Origin of the sequence: Microbulbifer elongatus, from assembly GCF_020524885.1 — a bacterium.
GTDB lineage: Bacteria > Pseudomonadota > Gammaproteobacteria > Pseudomonadales > Cellvibrionaceae > Microbulbifer > Microbulbifer elongatus_A.
Genome location: NZ_JAIVKJ010000002.1, coordinates 641,586 through 664,787, shown reverse-complemented (window position 1 = coordinate 664,787; position 23,202 = coordinate 641,586). Strand labels below are relative to the sequence as shown.

16 protein-coding genes are annotated in these 23,202 nt (G+C 57.2%); 10 read left to right on the top strand and 6 right to left on the bottom strand.

Annotated elements, in window-relative coordinates:
- Positions 1-297: 297 nt before the first annotated feature.
- Together LC059_RS10230 and LC059_RS10225 are read left to right on the top strand one after the other, a co-directional pair.
- Positions 298-1,116: a sulfite exporter TauE/SafE family protein gene (locus LC059_RS10230; RefSeq protein WP_226703752.1), complete on the top strand. Its 819-nt coding sequence runs from the start codon at positions 298-300 to the stop codon at positions 1,114-1,116.
- 52 nt (positions 1,117-1,168) lie between these two features.
- On the top strand, positions 1,169-2,317 hold the full coding sequence (locus tag LC059_RS10225) for a pyridoxal phosphate-dependent aminotransferase (protein ID WP_226703751.1): 1,149 nt from the start codon (positions 1,169-1,171) through the stop codon (positions 2,315-2,317).
- A 145-nt stretch (positions 2,318-2,462) separates the two neighbouring features.
- On the opposite strand, the gene LC059_RS10220 is transcribed toward LC059_RS10225, so the two are convergent.
- Positions 2,463-5,012 (bottom strand): TonB-dependent receptor plug domain-containing protein, encoded by a 2,550-nt coding sequence (locus LC059_RS10220; protein WP_226703750.1) that lies wholly within the window; start codon positions 5,010-5,012, stop codon positions 2,463-2,465.
- Positions 5,013-5,292: 280 nt separating this feature from the next.
- Here LC059_RS10220 and LC059_RS10215 point away from each other — a divergent pair, with 280 nt between their 5' ends.
- A complete protein-coding gene (locus tag LC059_RS10215) occupies positions 5,293-6,108 on the top strand; it encodes a DUF2884 family protein (RefSeq protein ID WP_226703749.1) in 816 nt (271 codons plus the stop codon).
- Positions 6,109-6,248: 140 nt separating this feature from the next.
- Here LC059_RS10215 and LC059_RS10210 read toward each other — a convergent pair whose 3' ends face one another.
- Positions 6,249-6,770 carry a peroxiredoxin gene (locus LC059_RS10210; RefSeq protein ID WP_226703748.1) on the bottom strand — a complete coding sequence of 174 codons (522 nt, stop codon included), beginning with the start codon at positions 6,768-6,770 and terminating at the stop codon, positions 6,249-6,251.
- A 328-nt stretch (positions 6,771-7,098) separates the two neighbouring features.
- Between LC059_RS10210 and LC059_RS10205 the strand changes: the two genes are divergently transcribed.
- Entirely contained in the window at positions 7,099-8,361 is a 1,263-nt protein-coding gene (locus LC059_RS10205) for a hypothetical protein (protein WP_226703747.1), read from the top strand.
- A 107-nt stretch (positions 8,362-8,468) separates the two neighbouring features.
- On the opposite strand, the gene LC059_RS10200 is transcribed toward LC059_RS10205, so the two are convergent.
- The gene (locus tag LC059_RS10200; protein WP_226703746.1) at positions 8,469-10,625 is read right to left on the bottom strand and encodes a PKD domain-containing protein; all 2,157 of its coding nucleotides are present in this window, start codon (positions 10,623-10,625) and stop codon (positions 8,469-8,471) included.
- Between the two features lie 273 nt (positions 10,626-10,898).
- On the opposite strand from LC059_RS10200, the gene LC059_RS10195 reads away from it, so the two are divergent.
- Entirely contained in the window at positions 10,899-12,203 is a 1,305-nt protein-coding gene (locus LC059_RS10195) for a metal-dependent hydrolase family protein (protein ID WP_226703745.1), read from the top strand.
- 31 nt (positions 12,204-12,234) lie between these two features.
- Here the strand turns inward: LC059_RS10195 and LC059_RS10190 are convergent, their stop codons facing one another.
- From LC059_RS10190 to tkt, 3 genes are all read right to left on the bottom strand, one after another.
- The gene (locus tag LC059_RS10190) at positions 12,235-12,726 is read right to left on the bottom strand and encodes a DTW domain-containing protein (RefSeq protein WP_226703744.1); all 492 of its coding nucleotides are present in this window, start codon (positions 12,724-12,726) and stop codon (positions 12,235-12,237) included.
- 20 nt (positions 12,727-12,746) lie between these two features.
- A complete protein-coding gene (gene gap / locus LC059_RS10185; protein ID WP_226703743.1) occupies positions 12,747-13,763 on the bottom strand; it encodes a type I glyceraldehyde-3-phosphate dehydrogenase in 1,017 nt (338 codons plus the stop codon).
- A 231-nt stretch (positions 13,764-13,994) separates the two neighbouring features.
- A complete protein-coding gene (gene tkt, locus LC059_RS10180) occupies positions 13,995-15,995 on the bottom strand; it encodes a transketolase (protein ID WP_226703742.1) in 2,001 nt (666 codons plus the stop codon).
- 332 nt (positions 15,996-16,327) lie between these two features.
- On the opposite strand from tkt, the gene LC059_RS10175 reads away from it, so the two are divergent.
- The 5 genes from LC059_RS10175 to LC059_RS10155 all read left to right on the top strand — a co-directional run bounded on the left by LC059_RS10175 (position 16,328) and on the right by LC059_RS10155 (position 23,083).
- Positions 16,328-17,305, top strand: coding sequence for a metalloregulator ArsR/SmtB family transcription factor (locus tag LC059_RS10175; protein ID WP_226703741.1), 978 nt, complete (start codon positions 16,328-16,330; stop codon positions 17,303-17,305).
- A gap of 79 nt (positions 17,306-17,384) precedes the next feature.
- On the top strand, positions 17,385-18,605 hold the full coding sequence (gene metK, locus LC059_RS10170; protein ID WP_226703740.1) for a methionine adenosyltransferase: 1,221 nt from the start codon (positions 17,385-17,387) through the stop codon (positions 18,603-18,605).
- Between the two features lie 72 nt (positions 18,606-18,677).
- On the top strand, positions 18,678-20,063 hold the full coding sequence (gene ahcY / locus LC059_RS10165) for an adenosylhomocysteinase (protein ID WP_226703739.1): 1,386 nt from the start codon (positions 18,678-18,680) through the stop codon (positions 20,061-20,063).
- 68 nt (positions 20,064-20,131) lie between these two features.
- Positions 20,132-20,974: a methylenetetrahydrofolate reductase [NAD(P)H] gene (gene metF, locus LC059_RS10160; protein ID WP_226703738.1), complete on the top strand. Its 843-nt coding sequence runs from the start codon at positions 20,132-20,134 to the stop codon at positions 20,972-20,974.
- A 102-nt stretch (positions 20,975-21,076) separates the two neighbouring features.
- Complete coding sequence (locus LC059_RS10155; protein ID WP_226703737.1) at positions 21,077-23,083, top strand: OPT family oligopeptide transporter; 2,007 nt, start codon at positions 21,077-21,079, stop codon at positions 23,081-23,083.
- The last annotated feature ends 119 nt before the right edge of the window (positions 23,084-23,202 follow it).

Genomic DNA, 23,202 nt, shown 5'->3' with positions numbered 1-23,202 from the left:
CGAGCTTTGTAACTTCAGTTTTTGAAAACCCTGGCGGGCACTCTTTCTACAACAAAGAGTCGACGAATATTGCGACGAAGATAACCAGCCAGTGCCCCTGCGTAAACCTCTGAGCAGTATTTGGACCGAAGGGCTAACCAGCGACGGGCCATATTACGGTACGGCTAAAACCAGAAACTCGTCGCTCTCGACTTATCGCGATCGGGCCTCATCTTATCTCAGTAAAGTTCGCAAGGCGTCCATTGGCACGGTTAATGCTATTGATAGCTTGTTCAACAAAGAACACCGGGAGAGCCAATGAGCGTTGAGGAAGTATCACTGTTTATCCTGCTGCTGTGCGCTGCAGGCCTGATTGCCGGAATTACGGCGGGACTCTTTGGCAACGGAGGCGGTTTTGTTGTAGTTCCCGCGCTTCTCGCTGTGTTTCCGTTTTTACACAGCGCATCGGACGAAATGATGCGCGTAGCCGTAGGAACCTCACTCGCTTCCATTGTGGTTTCTTCTGCGCGCTCTGTGCAGGCGCACAGTAAGCGAGGAGCGGTAGATTTCAAGGTGCTGAAGGACTGGTCCGTATGGATCGTACTTGGTGTCGGCGCAGGCCTGTACATAGCCTCTTTCACCAACAGCAAAAGCCTGGTACATGTATTTGCCGCGGGCGTTCTGCTCTATTCGGTCTACTTCCTGTTTCCCAACCTGTTTGACGGCCTAAAGGGCAAGCTGGAAATGCCTACCGGTATCGCACGAGCAGGGCTTGCCAGCTTCCTCGGTGGATTTTCGTCTCTACTTGGTATTGGCGGTGGCACCATCACGGTAATGACCATGGTGCTGTGCAACCGACCGGCGCACCAGGCGGTGGCTACCGCTTCCGGTATCGGTTTCCTTATTGGCCTGCCTGGCGCAATTGGATTCCTCATTATGGGGCTCGGTGCACCGGATCTGCCCATGGGCTCCATCGGCTATATCAATATCCCGGCGCTACTCGCCATTTCCGTATTTTCAATAATTTCAGCACCTATCGGCGCCCGCTGGGCGCACAGCATGAATGAAATGCACCTGAAACGTTTGTTCGGGGTATATCTGATTGCGGTATCCATGGCGATGTTTGCCAAGGCTTGAACCTTTTCATCCAACACCAGGATGAGAAACACACAAACGGGAGAACAAAATAATGCATAAATCATTGAGCAGGCGAATGTTCTTGCAGGGCACCACGGCAGCCTTCTCGGCAGCCACCATCGGTGGCCTCGCCAGTAGCGCAGCAGCGAAAGAGATCTCGCGACCAACACCGATTTACGGACCGCCCCCGGGCGTTGCCAAATTGAACGCCAACGAGAACCCCTATGGTCCCAGTCCCGCGGCGCTCAAGGCGATGATGGAAGCGAGCCAGAAAGGCGCTTATTACGTCTACGATAGCGTCGCCCGCCTCAAGTCGATGATTGCCGAGCGCCACGGCCTCACTCCCGACCATATAACCCTGGGGTCTGGTAGCAGTGCCGGGCTTGCGGCTGCGGCTATTGCCGCCGCACAAAAGGGCAGCATCCTCGGCCCGGATCTTTTCTGGGACACCACCTCGCGCGTGGTAGAAATCCAGGAAATTGGCGAGATCAAGCGCTTGCCCAAGATCGAGTCCCTGGCGATTGATCTCGATGCCATGTATGCGTCCATCGACGATTCAATTTCCATGGTGCAGGTCACCAACCCAAACAACCCTACCGGGATGTTGATCGACCCCGTCGCCATGCGTAATTTCTGCATCAAGGCGTCGAAAAAGTGCACTGTGCTCGCCGATGAAGCCTACAACGAGCTTACCGACAACAGTGATGCCAACACCGTGATTCCGCTGATCAAGCAGGGGCACGATGTGATTGTGGCGCGGACTTTCTCCAAAATCTATGGTCTCGCAGGTATGCGCGTAGGCTACCTGATCGCCCAGCCCGAAAAAATCCAGGAGATGGAACGCTACGGCCTTGGCTGGTACGGCCTCAATCAGGCCGGTCTCGCCGCCGCCATTGCCTGCTACGAAGATCAGCAGTTCATGGACTATTGCCGGGCAAAGGTAAAAGAAGCGCGTGAGATCGTCGGCGCTGCGGTGAAGGAAAATGGTCTAACCGCGCTGCCATCGGTAACCAACTTCATGTTCGTCAATCTGGGTGACCTGAACGCGGAGACATTCCGAGCAGAGATGCAAAAAGAAAGCGTCCTGATCCGCGGTATTTATCGAGACTACACCAACTGGTCTCGAGTCAGCATGGGCCGCATCGAAGATGTGCAAAAATATGCATCTGCATTACCTAAAGTGCTGCACCGAATCAGCTAATAATTAGTAAACACAGTCGCTCCGTGGCCAGCACTACCGCTGGCCTTTTTTATGCGTGCTAATTAAGTGGACGTCATACACAGCCAGATTCGAGGCAAAAAAATCCCCGCGATGAGCGGGGACAGTAATTGTAGAAGAGTAATTTTTAGAAATTGTGCCGTACACCCATGTAGTAGAAAGCACCCTGCCAATCCACCACGGTGGCCGATGGATATATCCGGCCACAGCAGTAATCGCCAATTTCATCTTCATCGGGGTAGGTATCAAAGATGTTGCGGCCACCCAGAACCACACTGGTGGAGTCCGCCAGGTAATACTTGCCCTCGAGGTCAACCTGCACTACCGGATCATACTTCTGCACCATAGAAGCATCGCCTCCGGGGCCGGAGTTTTTGGAGCTACCATACCAGTTGGCGCGCGCCATCAATGACAGGGCACCGACACTGTGCATGGCGGTCATGGCACCGCGCATTTTCGGATCAAAATTTTCAAAATCGTACTGATCTTCTGCGTTCAAGTACTCATCCGGATCAGAAGTGAATTCGGATTTATTGTAGTTAAACGACGCCGTGAAGTTGGTAACGCTTTCATCGGTCCAGGACACAGGGAAAGTAGCGACCACATCGACACCCTGGGTGCGGGTATTAAATGCATTGGTGAAATAATTCGCGCCACCAATGGACTCTGCACCAACCACGCCCGCATCTACCAGGGCGAGGTAGTTATCGTATGCCGCCCCGGAAGTTGGGTCGGAGGATACGTCCAGGGTGGAAATCGCGTAGGTACGATCATCGACGTCAATGCGGTAAAAATCCACAGTCAAATTGAGGAGATCAAAGTCTCCTGTCATACCAAAGGTAAAGTTTGTGGAGGTTTCCGGTTTAAGTGCTTCGGCACCCAGGGCCTGGGCAACGCTGCTGCTCGCCGGGAATAGGCCGGTAGCCACTGGAACACCGTTCGGCAGACGCGTTGATACGTTGGTGGTGCCCTGCTGACCCGGTGTCGGTGCGCGGAATCCGGTACCGACGGAAGAACGCAGGCCGATATTTTCCGTGAGGTCGTACTGCATGGCGAGTTTACCCACGAGTTCCGAGTCAAAATCAGAGTAGTCCTCAAATCGCAGAGCTGCCTGCAAGAACAGCTTATCTGTGGCATCGGTACTCAAATCGCCGTACACCGCGAAGGAATCGCGAGCGTAGCTGCCAGAGTATTCCGGTGAATAGCCGGGGAAACCGTTGGAGCCCACACCAACAACTCGATATACGGGGTCGCTATCGTCCGCACAATTGAGGCTGGAACCACTCGCCATTACAGCCAAGCCCGCCAGGGTAGGATTGGCGCCGTCACAGAATCCCCAGGGATCTGCAGAAGCATAAGGCCCCGCTTCATAGGAGGCGGGATCACCACCGGTGAGCTCGTAGGACTCATCCATATAGCTTAAGCCGAAAGCCGCGGTTACAGGGCTATTCAGTCCGAGATTCAGGTCTTTGGAGAAGTCTGCCTGAACCTGAAATTCCTCATTGGCCAGGGTGCCAGGATTGAACGAGGTGGGGCTATCCGGCCCCATGGACGGGTTGATGGTGTTTTTCAGGGTGTAGTCGATTTCACTAAATCCATAGCGGGCACTGAAATCGTACAACAGGCCAGAAGCCATCTCGCCTTTAAACCCGGTTACGGCCGAGTAATCGGTTACCTCGCCAAAAAACCGTGGTGTAAAACCGCCGGGGAATTTTTCCAGTGGGCTATAAATCGAGCCGTCTTCTTCACGCAAATCCTCGATGGTGTCGTTGCCAGGGAAGCGGTAAAAGAAGCCGCCATCCGCCTCGCTCTCTGAATAGTTACCAAAGGCATACAGTTCCTTGCCCTCACCCAGGTCATAACCGGCATTGAAGAATATGCGCGTGGCCTCCGCGTTGGGCTGCCCCCAGGGCTGAACCACGTCGCCCTCCAGTGAGGCGCTTTTTGCCGCTTCGATGTATTCCGGATCCTGCTCATCAACACAGAACCAGTCTTCACAGTACTGCTCACTGCGGGAAGTGAAGTCAGATTTGGACATTTCTCCCGAAATACTGAGGAAACCATCACTTCCCAGCGGCAGGCCCACATTAGCACTGGCCGTAGTCTGGAAGCCGTCACCTTCGCTGTATTCGCCGGCCTGCACATTAAAGGAGCCGCCCTCGGCGTTATCTTTGAGCAGGAAATTAATCACGCCCGCAATCGCATCCGAGCCATATTGAGCCGCCGCACCATCGCGCAGCACTTCTACAGACTTCAGGGCAGAACTGGGGATGGTCGCAATATCCGGACCCTGAGTGCCAGAGCCACCAATTTCGACAAGTGCAGCGCGATGTCGGCGCTTGGAATTTACCAGCACCAGAGTCTTGTCTGTGGGCATGCCGCGCAGCTGAGCCGGGCGGATAAAGGTGCCACCGTCGCTGATGGGCTGTCGGCTCACGTTGTAGGAGGGAACAAGTGTTTTCATCACGTCATTGGTATCGGTATAGGAAACCGATTCCAGTGCCTCGCTTCCGAACACATCCACAGGTACCGGTGAATCCGACACCGAGCGAGGCTTGCCGCGCACCCCGGTGACCGCTACCTCTTCAATTTCTTCCGCCAATACCGGAGTGACCGGCACTGAAGCCAACCCGGCGGCGACCGCCATAACAGCACAACTCAGAGCTTTACGCTTCATGGATTTTCCCCACTCTTCTTATGAACAAATGTCAGAACCCGTACTTTTTTCAGGCAAAAACTGCCCGTATTGCGTATCGAGGAGGATTCGCAATGGAATTCGTGTTTTTACATCGGATACTTTTGGTGCAGAGGAACCGCGACTGCCGTTAACCAGAGAAGAGCAATAAGCGTGCCAGCCGGCGATAGCCAGCTTTCAAAATTTTTTTTGTACCGGTGCATCCAGAACGGAAACCAGGTGCGTCACACCGATAACAACCTGGAAATTCAGAAGAAAAACCATGAACAAAGCCCTTGCCCTCGTTTCCGCCATTGCCTTCACCGCACCGGCACTCGTATCAGCGAGCGAGATCAAAGTCAGTCACGACATCGATACAAACTGCTCCATGAGCCTGCACCACAATACGCGTGTCAGCGCCGATTTTTTTGAAATCATTCACGACGATGACGCACAGACATTGCGTTATGAGGCAGACAAGCCACAGCAGCTGACGATCAATGATCAGGTAGTAATACTGGACGCCGCACAACAGAATCAATTGGAGGCATATCATGCGGGTCTGCTCCAGTCCGGCCGGGACATCACCAATATCACTATCGATGCGGTAGATATCGCTATGGAGGGCGTCGGTATTGCACTGACCACGCTGGCGGGTGCAGATCATCCGGATTCCGTGGAGTTCCGCGAGGCCGCTCAGCAAATTCGCCAATCCACCCGCGACCGCCTGCAGAATGAAAACGGCGTCTACGTACTGGGTGACAACTGGGATGAGGAAGCGGGAGAGAATATCGAGCAAACCATCGAACAGATCATTGAGCAGGAATTGGAGCCGCGTATTGAAAAGATCGCCCACCAGTCCGCAGGCAAACTTACCTGGCATGCACTGAAGGCAGTATTTACGGGCGGTGCGACGATCGAGCGTGACGCAGAGATAGCAGCAGAAGCGGCGGAAGAGGTTGTCGAGGCCAGAGCACTGACCCTGGAATCACGTGCGGAGAATCTTTGCCACAACCTGAAAGTCATGGACACAATCGAAACCGATCTTCAGGGAAGCATCCCAACTATAAAGACGTTTGAACTGATCGAACTTAACTGAGCCAACGCCAGCAAACGCGTTCGACCAGCGTACCGTCATCCGGAGTTCACATCATCTTCTTTCCTCTGAAATGAGGGTCAAGAAGAAAACCCCCAGTGTTAGGCCGCAATAGCGGCCTTTTTTTTATTACCGAGAAGCTCTTAGCCCTTTTTCGCGACTCCAAGCTCACCCAGTGTACGCGCCATATCTTGCGCGCTGGTCGCCGGCTTGATATCGCGGTCGATTTTCAGAATCTTGCCATCTTTGCCAATATAGATGGTCACCCGCTTGGCCATATTCAGCACCGGCATTTTTACATCGTAGGCTTCAGCCACCTCACCGCTGGGATCACTCAGCAGGGGGAAGTCCGCTTTCATCTCTTCAGCAAACTTGGTGTTGTCCTCTAGCTCATCGGTACTGGCCATAAAGTAGGCAACATCGTATTCGCGAATCAGATCCCCATTCTCAGCCAGAGATTTGCACTCGATGGTGCAACCCTTGGTGAAGGCCTTCGGGTACCAGGCAACGGCCACCGCCTGCTTGCCCTTGAAATCGGCCAGTCGATAGGTTTTCCCATCGGACGCGGCCAATTCAAATTCGGGAGCCTTGTCGCCCACTTCCAGGGCAAAAGAGGGTAAAGAAATCGCAACAGCACACAGCAGGAAGAACAGTTTTCTCATCATTTTTCTCCAAAGTTATCCTTGCCTCATAGTGGCAGAAACTGACTAACAATTCAGGTGAAACGCTGTGCAGTGGGCACTGGAAGCGTACATTTTTTATCCGTAGAATCCGGTACTTTTACGCGCCCTGGCTCCCTTCCGATCACTCGATCTTGGTACTGGCACCAGAGGCGCGCACCGGGATGGATCGGGGGCACCGGCACAACACGCACAACGGATTGGGCTCGAATACCAATAACCCGTGGACTATGGCCAAGCGTCCACCATTACGCAACCTCAATCCAGAACTATGCTATCCCGACTATGCGGGCCGCTGGGCCTTAGCCTCCTTTTGACCCTTGCCACCGGCTGTAACGGCGGCAGCGGGGGCGATAATGACACCGAAGCAGACATCTCCCCGCTTCCCCCCTCATCCAGCGCCCCCGACGGCGACACCGGGGGTACAGGCTCTCCCAGTAACGGCGGACAGGGCTCCCCCGCTTCTGGCGAGCCCGTTGCGCCGGGTAATTATGCGAAAGTATTCGCCACCCCGGACTGCCCGCTGATCGCCGGTACCGAATCCGCCCCCTTTACGCTGTTGTTCGCCAACCTGGACAATGCACCCTATTTTGACGCGATCGTACAGGACGCTATCTCGAATCAGTTCCAGGGGCTGGCACCTTTTCGTGACTTCCCTGCAAGCTTCGCTTTTTACCAGACCGCATTGTCCGATGCCGAGGCACTGGGCTGTGCATCAACGGGCAGCGACATTGCTGCGTCCTTTGCCTGTGAAGACGACAAGGTGCATGAAGCGATACTGCAGCAATGCGATATCGATGACATCTACGGTGTGATCAAGGTGGTGATCACCGATAGCGGCTACGGTGCTTCCGGTGGCGAGCTGATCTATTTCGGCAGCGACAGCGAGTGGCCGGATCAGGACACAGCCTTGTACAAACTGCGCAATCTGGTGGTTCACGAGGTGGGGCACAATTTCGGCCTCGCCGACCTGTACGACGGCGGTACCAATGCCGACGGCTCGGCCGTTACCGGCTGGGAAAGCGAACTGGCCCGGGAATGGCGCAACCTGGACGGCCCAGGCTGTGAAAAGTGGTGCGGTAGCTTCAAACCCGCTTCCGAATACACCCTGTCCACCAGCGCTGCGTGCCATACCTTCGACAACAAAGACAGCTGTATAAGCTACAACCGCAACGAAGCCGGTGAATGCACCACGGACGACGGCGGTACTGTCGAGTGTTGTGCCTGGTCGGAAGACACGGTGGATGACTATTTCGGCTCCCAGTGCACCCCGGCCTGGGGCACAGAGGATATCGGCCTTGACTGTGTTCAGGGGACCGGCTGTTACTACGGTGGAGCCTATGGCAACAGTGCCTGGCGACCGGCCAAGTCCTGGCCCGATAGCATCATGTACGGTGCCGGTCACTCCGACGGGTTTGACGGCCAGTCCGAACGCGAGCTGGCAGAGGCCATTCGCTGTTGTGGCACATCGGACGATGGGACCCAATCCTGCGCGGCCTTTCGCGAGGACTACCTTTCGTTTATGGACAATTACCAGCCTTACAAACAGCGCATCGGGTCCTGCGGCTTTAACTAACCCATAGAAAAGGCCTGCGCCCGGCATCTCCGGAGGCAGGCCTCTGTTCTTGGGATATCACTTCCTCATTGCGCGCTGCGGCTACCACAGCTCTCGCGCGTTTTTCTTTACTGACACAACCCGTTGCTGGTTCCGCTGTCGTGGCTCAGGCCACCACTCAGGTCGGTGACACAGAAGCTTACCGAGAGGTTACCGCCGGCCGTAGTCGCACTGGTGATATCGGCCATACCGTTGCTATCGGTGAGCCCGCTCGCACCAGTTTCGACAATGCTGCCGCTAAAGTTGCCGGTCACAGACACACCGGGCACGCCGCGGCCAAGATCATCCAGTACGGTCACCGTTGCGGTGGCGTACTTCTGCCCCTTGCCCGCGGACGCGGTACCGGTTACCACACTGGAAATGTACATGGTGGTGGCCTCGGTACCGTCAGTCACACTCACATCGAAGCTGGTCTGGTCGCTCGCGCCTTGATCATCAGTAACCGTGAGAGTCACGGTGTAAGTACCCGATGCGGCATAGGTGTGGCTGGTCGTGACGGTAGATGCGGAATTACCATCACCGAAATCCCACTGATAGCCCACAACTGAACCATCACCGTCCGTGCTCCCGCTGCCGTCAAAGCTGCAATCCAGTCCGCTGCAGGCCTGACTGGCACTGGCGGTGGGAGACTGGTTGGCACCGGTATCGAGACCGTAGATATCGAAATTGTCCCAGTAATAGGTGTCAGCATTGAAGGTATTGGGGTCGAACAGGATCACCAGGCTGTCCACGGCGTTCGCCGGAGTAGCACCATCGATACGATCATCCAGCTCGAACGTGAGCCGCTGCCAACCACTGCCCTCGCCCACATAGGCGGCGTACTTGGAGTGGCGCCCGCTGGGGTAATTACTCGCGGTAGCGGTGGAACTGTCCTCCAACTGCACCAGGATCTGGGTACCCGGAGCGGCGCTGGTGAACACATCCATATAGAACGCTTTGTCGCCGGAGAGGAACGGATCCGCATCGGTTATCGCGCTGGTGTCGGCAGCAATCACGTCGTACTGGGCACCGGCAGAGCGCGTATACATCGCCACGCTCGCTGAACCATTGGTAGCGTCCGCCTGCGGGTTGGCGGCGTCCTGAACGAAGGTGCCATCAAATACGCTGTAGGCCAGGTTACGCTGGGACTCAAAGTCATCCAGCACGGACTCCTGTACCAGCTTGGGACCCACATGCACCGGCAAACTCAGCTCGCGACTGCCACAGCTGTCTGTGACGCTGACAGTCACTGCGCCTCCGGTGCTGCCCCACTGCACGGTGATGGTATCGCTATTGCCTCCGGCTACCAGGGTCGCGTCTGCGGGCAGGCTCCAGGCGTAACTGGGGTTGCCGCCAATAGCACCCGCTACGGAATAGGTAGTGGTTTCACCGTTATCCACAATACGGTCGCCTATCACGCTGGGCTGGCCGTGATCGTAGATCCGCACATAATCCACCTGCATGGTTTGCGGCAACATGGCGTCATCCACCGCACCGCCGAGGTTACCGCCCACCGCCAAATTCAGCAGGAAATGGTACTGGTAATTTTCGAAAGTCCAGTAGGCTGCGTCGGTCAGGTCATTGGGGGTAAGCGTTGCGTAAAGCTGGTCATCCACGTACCAGCGCATCTCATTCGGCTCCCACTCCAGTGCGTAGACATGGAAATCCGCCGACCAGGGCTCTGGCTGGATCAGCAGGCGGTTACCGGTATGGGAATTGTTTGGGTAGAATTCGCCATAGTGCAGCGTACCAAAGACATATTCATCCGACTGACCAAGCGACTCCAGGATGTCGATCTCACCGCTGATCGGCCAGCCCTCGGCGGGATCGGTGGGCAGCATCCAGAACGCGGACCACATGCCGGTACCGTCCGGCACTTTGATGCGTGCCTCGAAGCGGCCATTGGTCCATTCGCCGCCGTTGGGCATATTAGCGGTGCGCAGGCGTGCGGACGTGTATGCCTTGCTCTGTACCCGCTCCTTGCGCGCGGTGATCGTGAGCAACCCGTTGGCCACGGTCGCATTCTCGGCCTTGTAGTACTGGAGCTCGCTATTGCCCCAGCCACAGATGCCGTAGCTACAACCATCGCCAATCATGGGTTCCCACTTTGAGGTATCCAAAGTGGTACCGTCGAAGTTGTCTTCCCACACCGGTGCCGGAGACTGGCACTGTTGGCCGAACGCCGGTAATGCGGCCGTCAGGCCAGCGGTGAGAAGCAAACTTTTGTATCTATTGTTATTTTGCATTGTCGTTTTCCCTCATTGGTTGAGGCACACCCTGAGGCGTGCTTTCCCAATCTACCAATTCAGGTTCAGAGCAATGCTCCCACTATAAAACCACGCTCAAGGTGGGACAGCTTTCTCGAGTGGCGCCGGTTCCGGAAGGGAGCAACACTCGCTTCGCAGTTGTCGAACTGAAAACCGTCAGGCCACCCGGTACCCGGCGATTGTGGGCAGGTGCCTTTTGCAGTAACTTGCAGTGAAAACAATAAAGCTTTCACCAGCGCAAAAGGCCACCCCATGAAAAAGACCCTCATCGCAGCATTCGCTGCCGCCGCTGTCTCGTCACAGACGCTCGCCACCACCACCGTTATTCACGCAGGCACACTGCTGGCAGAGCCAGGTAAACCACCTCTGCGAGAATACAGCGTGGTGATTGAGGACGGGACGATTACCGATGTCACCATGGGCTTTATCGACAGGGCTGACGCAAAGGTTATTGATTTGAGGCACGCCTTTGTCATGCCTGGTCTGATGGACATGCACGTGCACCTTCAGGGAGAACTCGGGCCCAAGAACGATTCTGAAGCTCTGAGAATGTCAAAGCCTGCCATGCAGATGCGCTCACAACAGTTTGCCATGCGTACCCTCAAGGCCGGGTTTACCACCGTTCGCGACGTCGGCAACAGTGGCGAAGAGTTGTACGCACTGCGGGATGCGGTGAACAAGGGCTGGGTGGACGGCCCACGTATCATCGCTGCGGGCATGGTTGGCATTACTGGCGGACATGCGGATATCAGCGGCATGAGCCCGGAGCTGATGGCCTACCACGACGAGAGCAACAAGACGGTCTGTGACGGTCCCTATGACTGCCGGCGTGCAACTCGTCATACGATCAAATACGGTGCCGACCTGATCAAAATCACCTCCACCGGGGGCGTGCTTACGGACCGCGCCACAGGCACAGGCCAACAGATGGAAGCGGACGAGCTGCGCGAGGTTGTGCTGGCCGCACAGCGTATGGGTCGCAAGGTTGCCAGCCATGCACACCAGGAAGATGGCATTATCGCCGCCCTGGAGGCTGGGGTAGACAGCATCGAGCACGGAACCTACGCCGGCCCCAAATCACATCGCCTGTTCCGCAAAACCGGCGCCTATCTGGTGCCCACACTGCTGGCTGGGGATACCGTGGTCCAGATGGCAAAGAACACCGACATTCTGACCGAGTCGCAGAAAGCAAAAGCGATACGGGTAGGCGCCGATATGCAGGGCAACTTCGGCAAAGCTGTTGAGGCAGGCGTAAAGATCGCATTTGGTACGGACAGCGGTGTCTCCAGGCACGGCGAAAACGCACGAGAAGCGGTATTGATGTATCAAGCCGGCATGGACCCCATGTCCATCATCCAGTCCGCCACCGTAAACGCCGCAGACTTGATCAACATGAGTGATTCGATCGGCACGCTCGCCGTGGGCAAGCAGGCTGACATCATCGCTACCGATGGTTCGCCACTGGAAAATATCGAAGAGCTACTGGACGTAGACTTCGTGATGAAAGGCGGCAAGGTATTTGCGAACAAATCAGACAGCAATATGGAAATGCTCTAAATATTTCCATCATGAGTTAATAAGCCTGCGTTCAATGCCGCCCTTCAACAAGGCCAGCATTGAACGCAGCAAATTCGGATTCCATCTCCGCCGCCAAAGCCCCCTGCCCCTTCTGCCTTAAAATCTCGATAACGCATTCCGCCGTGCACAAACCGCCCTGCCGCTGGTTCCGGCGCAGCGTATAGCGAGAAGTTTCTGTCACATTCAGCGCAACACGTTTTAGCGGATGCAAATAGGGGCTGCGATTGTACATCTTGCGCGCCTCCTGCCAGGTAGCGTCCAGCAAGACGAAATGTTCGCATTGCTCAAGCGACACCTCGGGGCCCGCAATTTCCGATTGCGGATACAACAATCCACTGTCGCCACTTTCCAGCACAGAGAGTAATGGCTGGCTCGGACTGGTGCGACTCCATATCACACGCTGAACCAGCCCCCCATCACCACCTGCGATGGACAGCGCAATTGACCCGGTATTGGTAGGCCTGTCGAGCTCACGCTCGTGAGTCAGCAAATAGATTTTCACGGTACCGCGGAACTCGGCAATTAATCGCGCAGCTGCCGGGTTATATCCAGCATGCGATTAGCAAACCCCCATTCGTTGTCGAACCAGATCAGCACCTTTACCAGGCGGCCACCGGCGACCCGCGTTTGACTGGCATCGACGATGCCGGAACGAGGGTCGTGGTTGTAATCGCAGGAGGCAAGAGGCTCTTCGGTATAGCCCAGCACGCCTTCGAAGCGGGTCTCCGCCGCTCTCTTCAGGAGCGAGTTTACTTCCGCCTGGGTAACATTTTTTTTCAGCTGTACCGAGAGATCGATGGCGGACACATTAATGGTGGGTACGCGCATGGCCTGGGCTTCGAACTTGCCGGCCATATCGGGAAATATACGCTCGATCCCGCGGGCGAGGCCTGTGTCAACGGGGATTATTGACGAGATAGCGGAGCGGGTTTTGCGCAGGTCGGTATGGTGGTAAGCGTCGTTTACCGGCTGGTCGTTCATCGCGGAATGAATGGTGGTGATGACACCGGCTTCGATACCGAACGCGCTTTCCAGCGCCGCAATAACGGGGATGCTGCAGTTGGTGGTGCAGGAGGCGGCGGAGATGATCGTCTCACGGCCGTCCAGCGCAGTGTCATTGACGCCGTAAACAATGGTTGCATCGACGTCGCTCTGGGCCGGTTGCGAGAAGATGACTTTTTTCGCGCCGGCTTTCAGGTGCAACTCGGCGCGTTCGCGTTCGGTGAAGCTGCCGGTGCACTCCAGGACTATGTCGACCTGTGGATTGCGCCAGTCGAGCTGCTCGAGTTCTTCATGGTGGGTTACGGCGATTATGTCGTCGTTGACCTGCAGCATTTCATCGTGCACAGCGACGGTGCCGTGGAAGCGGCCATGAACAGTATCGTATTTAGTGAGGTGGGCGATGGTAGCGCAGTCGGCCAGTTCGTTAATGGCGACGATCTGCAGCTGGTCGCGCAGGTTGGATTCGTACAGGGCTCTTAAAACCGAGCGCCCGATGCGGCCGTAGCCGTTAATTGCGAGTCTTATTGGGGTGGGCATACGTACCTCGGGCTCTATCCACCGCCCTCGGTCTTGCTCTATTCCAATGCGGTGGCGGCCGGGCACTGGGTACGGGTTTTCAGGACCGGGCTAGGCGCCCCCCTTCAACCCATCTCTGGGCGCTGCGTCGCAAACTTCCTGTTTGCCGACGCTCCTGAAAACCCGTACCCGGCACCCGACCTTCTATTCTGGCTACAGAACTTTGTGAAAAGTTTCGGCAGCCAAAGTTACTTACTTCAGCAGTCCTTCAACCGCTTCCGCAACTTTCTCGGCAGTGATACCGAAGTGCTTCATCAGATCACCAGCCGGTGCGGATTCACCAAAGGTTTCCATACCGACAATGGCACCGTCAAAGCCCACGAACTTGTACCAGTAGTCCTTGTGACCGGCTTCTACGGCTACGCGGGCGCGCACGCTGGAAGGCAGTACGGATTCACGGTAGTCGGCGGTCTGTGCTGCGAAGGCTTCGGCACAGGGCATGGAAACCACACGCACTTTGCGGCCGGACAGTTGTTCAGCAGCGGCGGTGGCGAGCTCCACTTCGGAGCCGGTGGCGATGATGATGGCTTCGGGTTCGCCGTCACAATCGCGCAGGATGTATCCGCCTTTCTCGACGTTGGCCAACTGCTCATCGGTGCGCGCCTGCGGGGCGAGGCCCTGGCGGCTGAAGATGAGAGCGCTGGGGCCGTCGTGGCGGGATACGGCCATTTTCCAGCTCACCGCAGATTCAGTGGCGTCGCAGGGGCGCCAGGTCTGCAGGTTGGGCGTGGAACGCAGGGCGGTAAGCTGCTCTACCGGCTGGTGGGTGGGGCCGTCTTCGCCGAGACCAATGGAATCGTGGGTGTAGACGAAGATGACCTTCTGCTTCATCAGCGCGGCCATGCGCACGGCGTTGCGGGCGTATTCCATAAACATCAGGAAGGTAGCGCCGTAGGGTACGAAACCACCGTGCAGGGCGATGCCGTTCATGATGGCGCTCATGCCGAATTCACGCACGCCGTAGTAGACGTAGTTGCCGCTGGCATCGTCGGCGCTAACACCTTTAGAACCCGACCAGATGGTGAGGTTGGAGCCGGCGAGGTCGGCGGAGCCACCAAGGAATTCCGGCAGCAGCGGGCCGTAGGCATTCAGGGTGTTCTGGCTGGCCTTACGGGAGGCGATTTTGTCGCCGTCGGCCTGGCACTGCTTGATGTATTCATCGGCCTTGGCGAGGAAGTCCGCGGGGAGGTCACCCTTCATACGGCGCACAAACTCATCCGCCAGCTCCGGGTGGGCTTCCTTATAGTCTTCGAAAATATCGTTCCACTCGTCTTCCTGCTCGGCGCCTTTTGCGCGGCCGTCCCAGGCGTGGTACAGGTCTTCGGGGATCACAAACGGCTCGTGCTTCCAGCCCAGGGTCTCGCGTACCAGTGCGATCTCTTCGTCGCCCAGCGGCGCACCGTGACACTCTTCGCGGCCCTGCTTGTTGGGGGAGCCGAAACCGATCACGGTCTTGCAGCAAATGATGGTGGGCTTGCTGGTTTCTGCACGGGCTTCTTCGATGGCAGCCTTGATCGCGGCCGGGTCGTGACCGTCCACATTGGGGATGACGTGCCAGCCATAGGATTCGAAACGCTTGGGCGTGTCGTCGGTGAACCAGCCTTCCACTTCACCGTCGATGGAGATGCCGTTGTCGTCGTAGAAAGCAATCAGTTTGCCCAGGCCCAGGGTACCGGCCAGGGAGCAGGCTTCGTGGGAGATACCTTCCATCAGGCAGCCGTCACCCAGGAAACAGTAGGTGTTGTGGTCAACCAGCTCATAGCCTTCGCGGTTGAACTGAGCGGCGAGAACTTTCTCGGCCAGTGCGAAGCCCACGGCATTGGTGATGCCCTGGCCCAGGGGGCCGGTGGTGGTTTCCACGCCCGGGGCGTAGCCGTACTCCGGGTGGCCCGGGGTCTTGGAGTGCAGCTGGCGGAAGTTCTGCAGCTCATGGATAGACAGGTCATAGCCTGTCAGGTGCAGCAGGGAATACAGCAGCATGGAACCGTGGCCGTTGGACAGCACGAAGCGGTCGCGGTCCGCCCATTCCGGGTTGGCCGGGTTGTGTTTCAGATAGTCGTTCCACAGCACTTCGGCGATATCTGCCATACCCATAGGGGCGCCCGGGTGGCCGCTTTTGGCTTTTTGGACCGCGTCCATGGACAGGGCGCGGATGGCGTTGGCCTTTTCTGTGCGAGACGGAGTAGAAGACATAGGGATCTCTCGGTTTGGGATCTTCGGTTCATCAGATGCGCTGCGGGCCCGGCTCTGACGGCCAGTTTGCCGCGATTCCACGCTGCCAGCAGTTTTCGATCAATGGTCTAAGTCTGGCAAAACGGGGGGCGTATTTTCCCGTAAACCCCCGTCGGGCGCAAAGGCTGCGGACTCAAATCTCCCGCCCGGGGAATAAGATTTTCCCGGGCAATCAAAATCTGGGGTAATCCGGCCAGCCTTTCACAAATTGGTTACAACTGTATCAAAAAAAATTTATGCAGCTGCATCAAAATATTTTGATGCAGGGCAGAAGCACTGCTAGACTCGCCGTCATGCTTGATTCCAACAGTGCCCCTGACGACAGCGCAGAGGGCGGCAAAACGCACAGCAGCGACCAGCTTCCGCAACTGGCGGCGACCCTCAAGGCCGCTGGCGACCCCCTGCGCCTGGAAATTCTGCGCCTGCTGGCGCAGGACTCCTATAGCGTGCTTGAGCTGTGTCGCATCTTTGACCTGCGCCAGCCGGCCCTTTCGCACCATTTAAAGGTGCTGGCCCAGGCCGGGCTGGTGAGCAAGCGCCGCGAGGGCAACAACCTGTTCTATCGCCGCACAGCAAGCAGCGACCTGCTACAACAACTGTTTCACGGCCTCGATCAGCTGCCGCTGACGGAAACCCGCGCGGCGACCGTGGCCCACATTGCCGCCGAACGCGCCGAGGCCTCACGCCGCTTCTTCGCCGACTACGGCAACCGCTTCCGTGAACAACAGGAGTTAATCGCCAGTTATAGCGTCTACGGTCCGCAGGTAGCACAGCTGCTGAAACCGGGCCGTCACGCCCTTGAGGTCGGCCCCGGTGAGGGCGAGTTCCTGGAGGAGCTGGCAAACCGCTTTGGCACGGTGACGGCGCTGGACCTGTCGAAGACGATGCTGGAACGGGCGCAGGCCTTTGCCGATGAGAAAGGCCTGCAAAATATCGAGTTTGTCTGCGATGACACCCGTGCAGCGGCGTCGCGGCCTGATAGTTCGGATTGCATTGTGGTGAACATGGTGTTGCACCACACACCGGAACCCGCGCAGATCTTTCACGACCTGCAAAAATCACTGAAGCCCGGTGGCCAGCTGTTGATTACCGAGCTGCACGATCACGCCCAGGACTGGGCGCGCGATGCCTGCGGGGATTTGTGGCTGGGGTTTGCGCCGCAGCAATTGGTTGAATGGGCAGCCGACGCCGGGCTGTCAAAGGGGCGCAGTGTACACAGTGCGCTGCGCAACGGATTTCAGATCCAGATTCAAGAATTTTTGAAAGTTTAAGACCGCCAGTAGCGGACTAACTATATGGAGCGCATGAAAGCGCAAAAGGAGCGCCTGCGGCGCAATTGGAGAGAACACAATGAGTGAATACAGCATCTTTACTTCGGAATCCGTATCCGAAGGCCATCCGGATAAAATCGCCGACCAGATTTCCGATGCGGTACTGGACGCACTGCTGGCGCGCGACAAGAATGCGCGCGTCGCCTGTGAGACCCTCGTAAAGACTGGTATCGCCGTAATCGCCGGTGAAATCAGCACCTCCGCCTGGGTAGACCTGGAAGACCTGGTGCGCAAAGTAATTACCGATATCGGCTACACCTCTTCCGATGTCGGCTACGACGGTGAGACCTGCGGTGTCATCAACGTCATCGGCAAACAGTCTGTGGATATCGCCCAGGGCGTGGACCGGGTGAAGCCGGAAGACCAGGGCGCCGGTGACCAGGGCCTGATGTTTGGCTACGCCACCGATGAAACCCCGACCTTTATGCCCTCCCCCATCTACTACGCACACCGCCTGGTAGAACGCCAGGCCGAAGCGCGCAAGTCCGGCCTGCTGCCGTGGCTGCGCCCGGACGCGAAAAGCCAGGTGACTTTCCGCTACGACGAAAACGGCAAGCCGTGCGCGATCGATGCGGTAGTGCTATCCACCCAGCACAACGAAGAAGTTTCGCAGGAAGACCTGCGAGAAGCGGTACTCGAGCTGATCGTGCACCACGTACTGCCAGCAGAACTGCTGCATGAAGACACCAAGTTCCACATCAACCCCACCGGCAAGTTTGTAATCGGCGGACCGGTTGGCGACTGCGGCCTCACCGGACGCAAGATCATCGTCGATACCTACGGTGGCTCTGCCCGTCACGGTGGCGGCGCATTCTCCGGCAAGGACCCTTCCAAGGTGGACCGCTCCGCGGCTTATGCCGGCCGCTACGTGGCGAAAAATATCGTCGCGGCCGGTCTCGCCAGTCGCTGTGAGATCCAGGTGTCCTACGCAATCGGTGTTGCCGAGCCGACTTCCGTGTCGATCAATACCTTCGGCACCGGCAAGGTAAGCGATGAGAAGCTGATCGAGCTGGTGCGCGAAAACTTCGACCTGCGTCCCTACGCCATTTCCAAGGCGCTGGACCTGCTGCACCCGATGTACCAGCTCACCGCTGCTTACGGCCACTTCGGTCGCGAGCCGTTCGAGCACACCTACAAGTGGACCGACAGCAACAGCAAAGAGCAGACCGAAACTTTTACTGCCTTCCCGTGGGAAAAGACCGACAAGGCAGAGACCCTGCGCGCGCAAGCAGGTATTTAATGGAAGCAGGCGGGCCACAAGCCCGCCCAATACGCTTGGCAAAACCAAAGCGACAATTCAGAGAATTAGGTAATGAACCAGATGAGCACCGAATTTAAAGACTTCAAAGTAGCTGACATTTCCCTGGCCGATTGGGGCCGCATGGAAATTGAAATCGCCGAAGGCGAAATGCCCGCACTGATCACCCTGCGTGAAAAGTACCGCGCAGAGCAGCCGCTGGCAGGCGCCCGCATCATGGGCTGTATCCACATGACCATCCAGACCGCGGTGCTGATCGAAACCCTGGTAGCGCTGGGCGCTGAAGTGCGTTGGTCCTCGTGCAACATTTTCTCCACCCAGGATCACGCCGCAGCCGCCATCGCCGCTTCCGGCATTCCGGTTTTTGCGTGGAAAGGCGAGACCGAAGAAGAGTACGAATGGTGCCTCGAGCGCACCATCGGCGCTGATGTTGCCGGCTGGCAGCCGAACATGATTCTGGACGACGGTGGCGACCTGACTGAGCTGCTGCACCGCAAATACCCGCAACTGCTGGACAACTGTCACGGCATCAGTGAAGAAACCACCACCGGTGTACACCGCCTGCAGGACATGCTGAAAGCCGGTACATTGAAAGTACCCGCGATCAATGTGAATGACGCTGTCACCAAGAGCAAGAACGACAACAAATACGGCTGTCGCCACAGCCTGAACGATGCCATCAAACGCGGTACCGACCACCTGCTGTCAGGTAAGAAAGCGCTGGTTATTGGCTACGGTGACGTGGGCAAGGGCTCTGCCGCTTCCCTGCGCCAGGAAGGCATGATCGTAAAAGTAACCGAGGTTGACCCCATCTGTGCCATGCAGGCCTGTATGGACGGCTTCGAGCTGGTATCCCCTTACATCAACGGTGTGAACGACGGCAGCGAGTCCTGCATCAACAAGGAACTGCTGGCCAATACCGACCTGATCGTGACCACCACCGGCAACGTCAACGTTTGCGACGCCAACATGCTGAAGGCACTGAAGTCCGGCGCCGTGGTTTCCAACATCGGTCACTTTGACAACGAAATCGACACCGCATTTATGCGTGCGAACTGGGAGTGGCAGGAAGTAAAACCGCAGGTGCACAAAATCGTGCGCGACGCAGCAACCAATGACCACCTGCTGCTGCTGTCCGAGGGCCGCCTGGTGAACCTCGGCAACGCCACCGGCCACCCCAGCCGCATTATGGACGGCTCCTTCGCCAACCAGGTGCTGGCACAGATCCACCTGTACAACGAAAAGTTTGCCGACCTGCCCGCGGACCAGAAAGTTTCTGCACTCTACGTAAAAGTGCTGCCGAAACACCTGGACGAGGAAGTGGCCAAGTACATGGTGGAAGGCTTTGGCGGTGTGATTACCCGCATGACCGAAGACCAGGCCAAATACATCGGTGTATCCGTTGATGGCCCCTACAAGCCGGAAAGCTACAAGTATTAATTGACCTTTGCGATGCTGGCCCCGGACTCATTCCCGGGGCCAGCAAGCCGAGGGAATGGAACAGAACAATGAGTGATTTACGTATCAGCTTCGAATTTTTCCCGCCGAAAACCGAACAGGGTCGGGAAAAGCTGTACAACACCCGCGAGAAACTGCAGGCATTCAACCCCGCGTTTTTCTCGCTGACCTACGGTGCCGGCGGTACTACCCGTGACACTACCGCTAACATCGTTACCAGCCTGCGCCGGGACGGTATCTCCATCGCCCCGCACCTTTCTTTCGGCGGCGACAACGAGGAAACCGTACTCGGCCTGCTGGAGCGCTACAAGGAAGCCGGGGTCGATCGCATCGTTGCCCTGCGCGGTGATATCCCCTCCGGTATGGGTTCAGTGGCGCAGCTGGTTTACGCGAATGAGCTGGTGGCATTTATCCGTCGTCACTACGGCGAACACTTCCACCTGGAAGTAGCCGCCTACCCGGAAATCCACCCGGAAGCAGAAAGCTACGACGCCGATATCCGCTTCCTCAAGGGCAAGTTTGAGGCGGGGGCGAACAGCGCGCTGACCCAGTACTTTTACAACCCGGATGCCTATTTCTACTTCCTGGACCAGTGTGAAAAGGCCGGTATCAACGCGCCCATTTATCCGGGCATCATGCCGATCACCAACTTCACCAACCTTGCACGCTTCTCCCGCAACTGCGGTGCCGAAATTCCACGTTGGCTGAAATACCGCATGGAAAGCTACCGCGACCCGGAAGACATAAAAAAGCTGGGGCTGGAGATCGTTACCGATCTGTGTGAAACGCTGCTGGAAGGCGGCGCACCGGGGCTGCACTTTTACACCATGAACCAGGTGGAGCCGACCGCAAGTATCCTGAACGCACTGGAGATCGAGCAGAGCGCGAACTGAGTTTTTATAAAGAGAACGCAAGTATTCAGGATAAAAAGGGGCAGACTGCCCCTTTTTTTGCTATCTAAAGAGACATAAACGCCTAACAACACGGAATTGTTTATGGCCGACCGTCCTCTTGTACCCGCCGATCAGATACTCAATGAGCTAACGCTTAAGGCTCTAATCCTCGGCGCCTTGCTCTCCGCAGTGCTCTCGGCCGCCAATGCCTATATCGGCCTGCTGGTCGGCCTTACGGTTTCGGCTTCCATTCCCGCTGCCGCCACCTCCATGGGGATACTGCGGCTGTTCCGACGATCCACCATCCTTGAAAACAATATGGTGCAGACCTCCGCCTCTGCCGGTGAATCACTGGCGGCGGGGATCATCTTCACCATGCCGGCACTGGTGATGATGGGTGCCTGGAGCGGTTACCACTGGAGCACCCTGACCCTGATCGGCATTCTCGGCGGCCTGCTCGGTGTGGCATTTACCATTCCCCTGCGGCGAGCCCTGATCGTGGAAACCGAGCTGGCATTCCCCGAAGGTGTGGCGACTGCGCAGGTGCTAAAGACCGGCGGTATCGAAACCGACAAAGATCACCCTGAATACCGCCCCAACAAAGAGGCCAAGCGTGGCCTGCACTTGCTGTTGCGCGCCGCCGGGCTCGGCGGCCTGATCAAAATGCTTGAATCCGGTGTTGGCCTGCTGGCCGGGGGCGTCGCCGCCACCAAGAGCTGGCTCGGCGGCCACTGGCTGTTTACCGGCAATATCACCCTCAGCCCAGCACTACTCGGGGTGGGCTACATCGTTGGACTGAACGTGGCCGTGCTGGTTTTTATCGGCGGGGTGATCGGCACCCTGATCGGCGTGCCGATTAACTGGTTGATAAATGGAGAGGAGCTTCGGCAGCTCGCCGGTGTCAGCGGCGATATGAGTGGCTGGAGCGCACAAGACTGGGACAACCTTGCCAACGCCTCCTGGCAACAGTGCCGACGCATCGGTGTGGGCGCCATGATGGTCGGCGGCGTCTGGTCACTGATCACCCTGGCACGACCATTGGTAGATGGCGTCAAGGCCTCCCTGCGTGCGCACCGGCAGGCGAAAGCGGGCCAGATACCGCTGCGCACCGAGCAGGATATGCCCATTCCCTACGTCAGCCTGCTGGTATTGCTGTCCGCAGTGCCGCTGTATTTCATTTTCCTGCACGCCCTGGACGGCTTCCCAAGCCGCTTCTGGATTGCCGCCATCATGTCGGCACTGATGCTGGTACTGGGATTCATCTTCGCCTCGGTGGCAGGGTATATGGCTGGCCTAGTGGGTTCCAGTAACAATCCAATCAGTGGTGTAACCATCGCCACGGTGATCGTCTCGGCGCTGATCCTGTTGCAACTGATGGGGAACGAGGGAATCGCGGGACGACTCGGCCCCATCGCGGTTATGTACCTGGCAGGCATGATCTGTTCCGCCGCCGCCATCGCTGGCGACAATATGCAAGACCTCAAATGCGGACATATTCTCGGCGCCACCCCCTGGCGCCAGCAGGTTTTCCAGCTTGTTGGTGTGGTCGCTGCCGCCGGGGCCATTCCGTTGGTACTATCCATTCTCGACCAGGGCTACGGCATAGGCCGGGCGAGCCCGGTAAATCCCGGAGCAGTTCCGCTTTCCGCGCCCCAGGCGAGCCTGATGCGTGATCTTTCAACCGGGATTTTTGGTGCGGGTATCGAGTGGAACTTTATCTTTATTGGCTTTGGCTTGGCAGTACTGCTTATCGCGCTGGATCAGATACAGAAAAAACGCGGGGCCGAGTTCCGATTCCCGGTACTCGCAGTGGCCGTAGGTGTTTATTTGCCTCTGGGACTGTCAATCCCGATCTTCCTCGGCGGCCTATTGGCGCACTGGCAGCGCAAGCGCCGCCAGTCCCATGGGCAACCCCAAGAGACTGAAGGCGATGGCTTGCTGCTGGCTTCGGGCCTGATTACCGGTGAGGCTTTAATGGGGGTACTCGTTGCTGTCCTCGCGGTGAGCGCACCGGGCAAGGTGCCCTATATTGGTGACTTTGCCCTGGCGCCGTGGCTCGGCCTGGGGGGGCTCGCAATTTGCTTTTGGTATCTAGCAAAAAAAGGCTAGTTTCCATGAACGCAGACATGAACCCAGAGCCCGGGAAGCCATTCCCAATGGTAGTCGTTCAGGCGTCAGGTCATTACCCCCCGCGGTTTCCGGTGGGCAAGTGCTCCGCGTTGGATAGG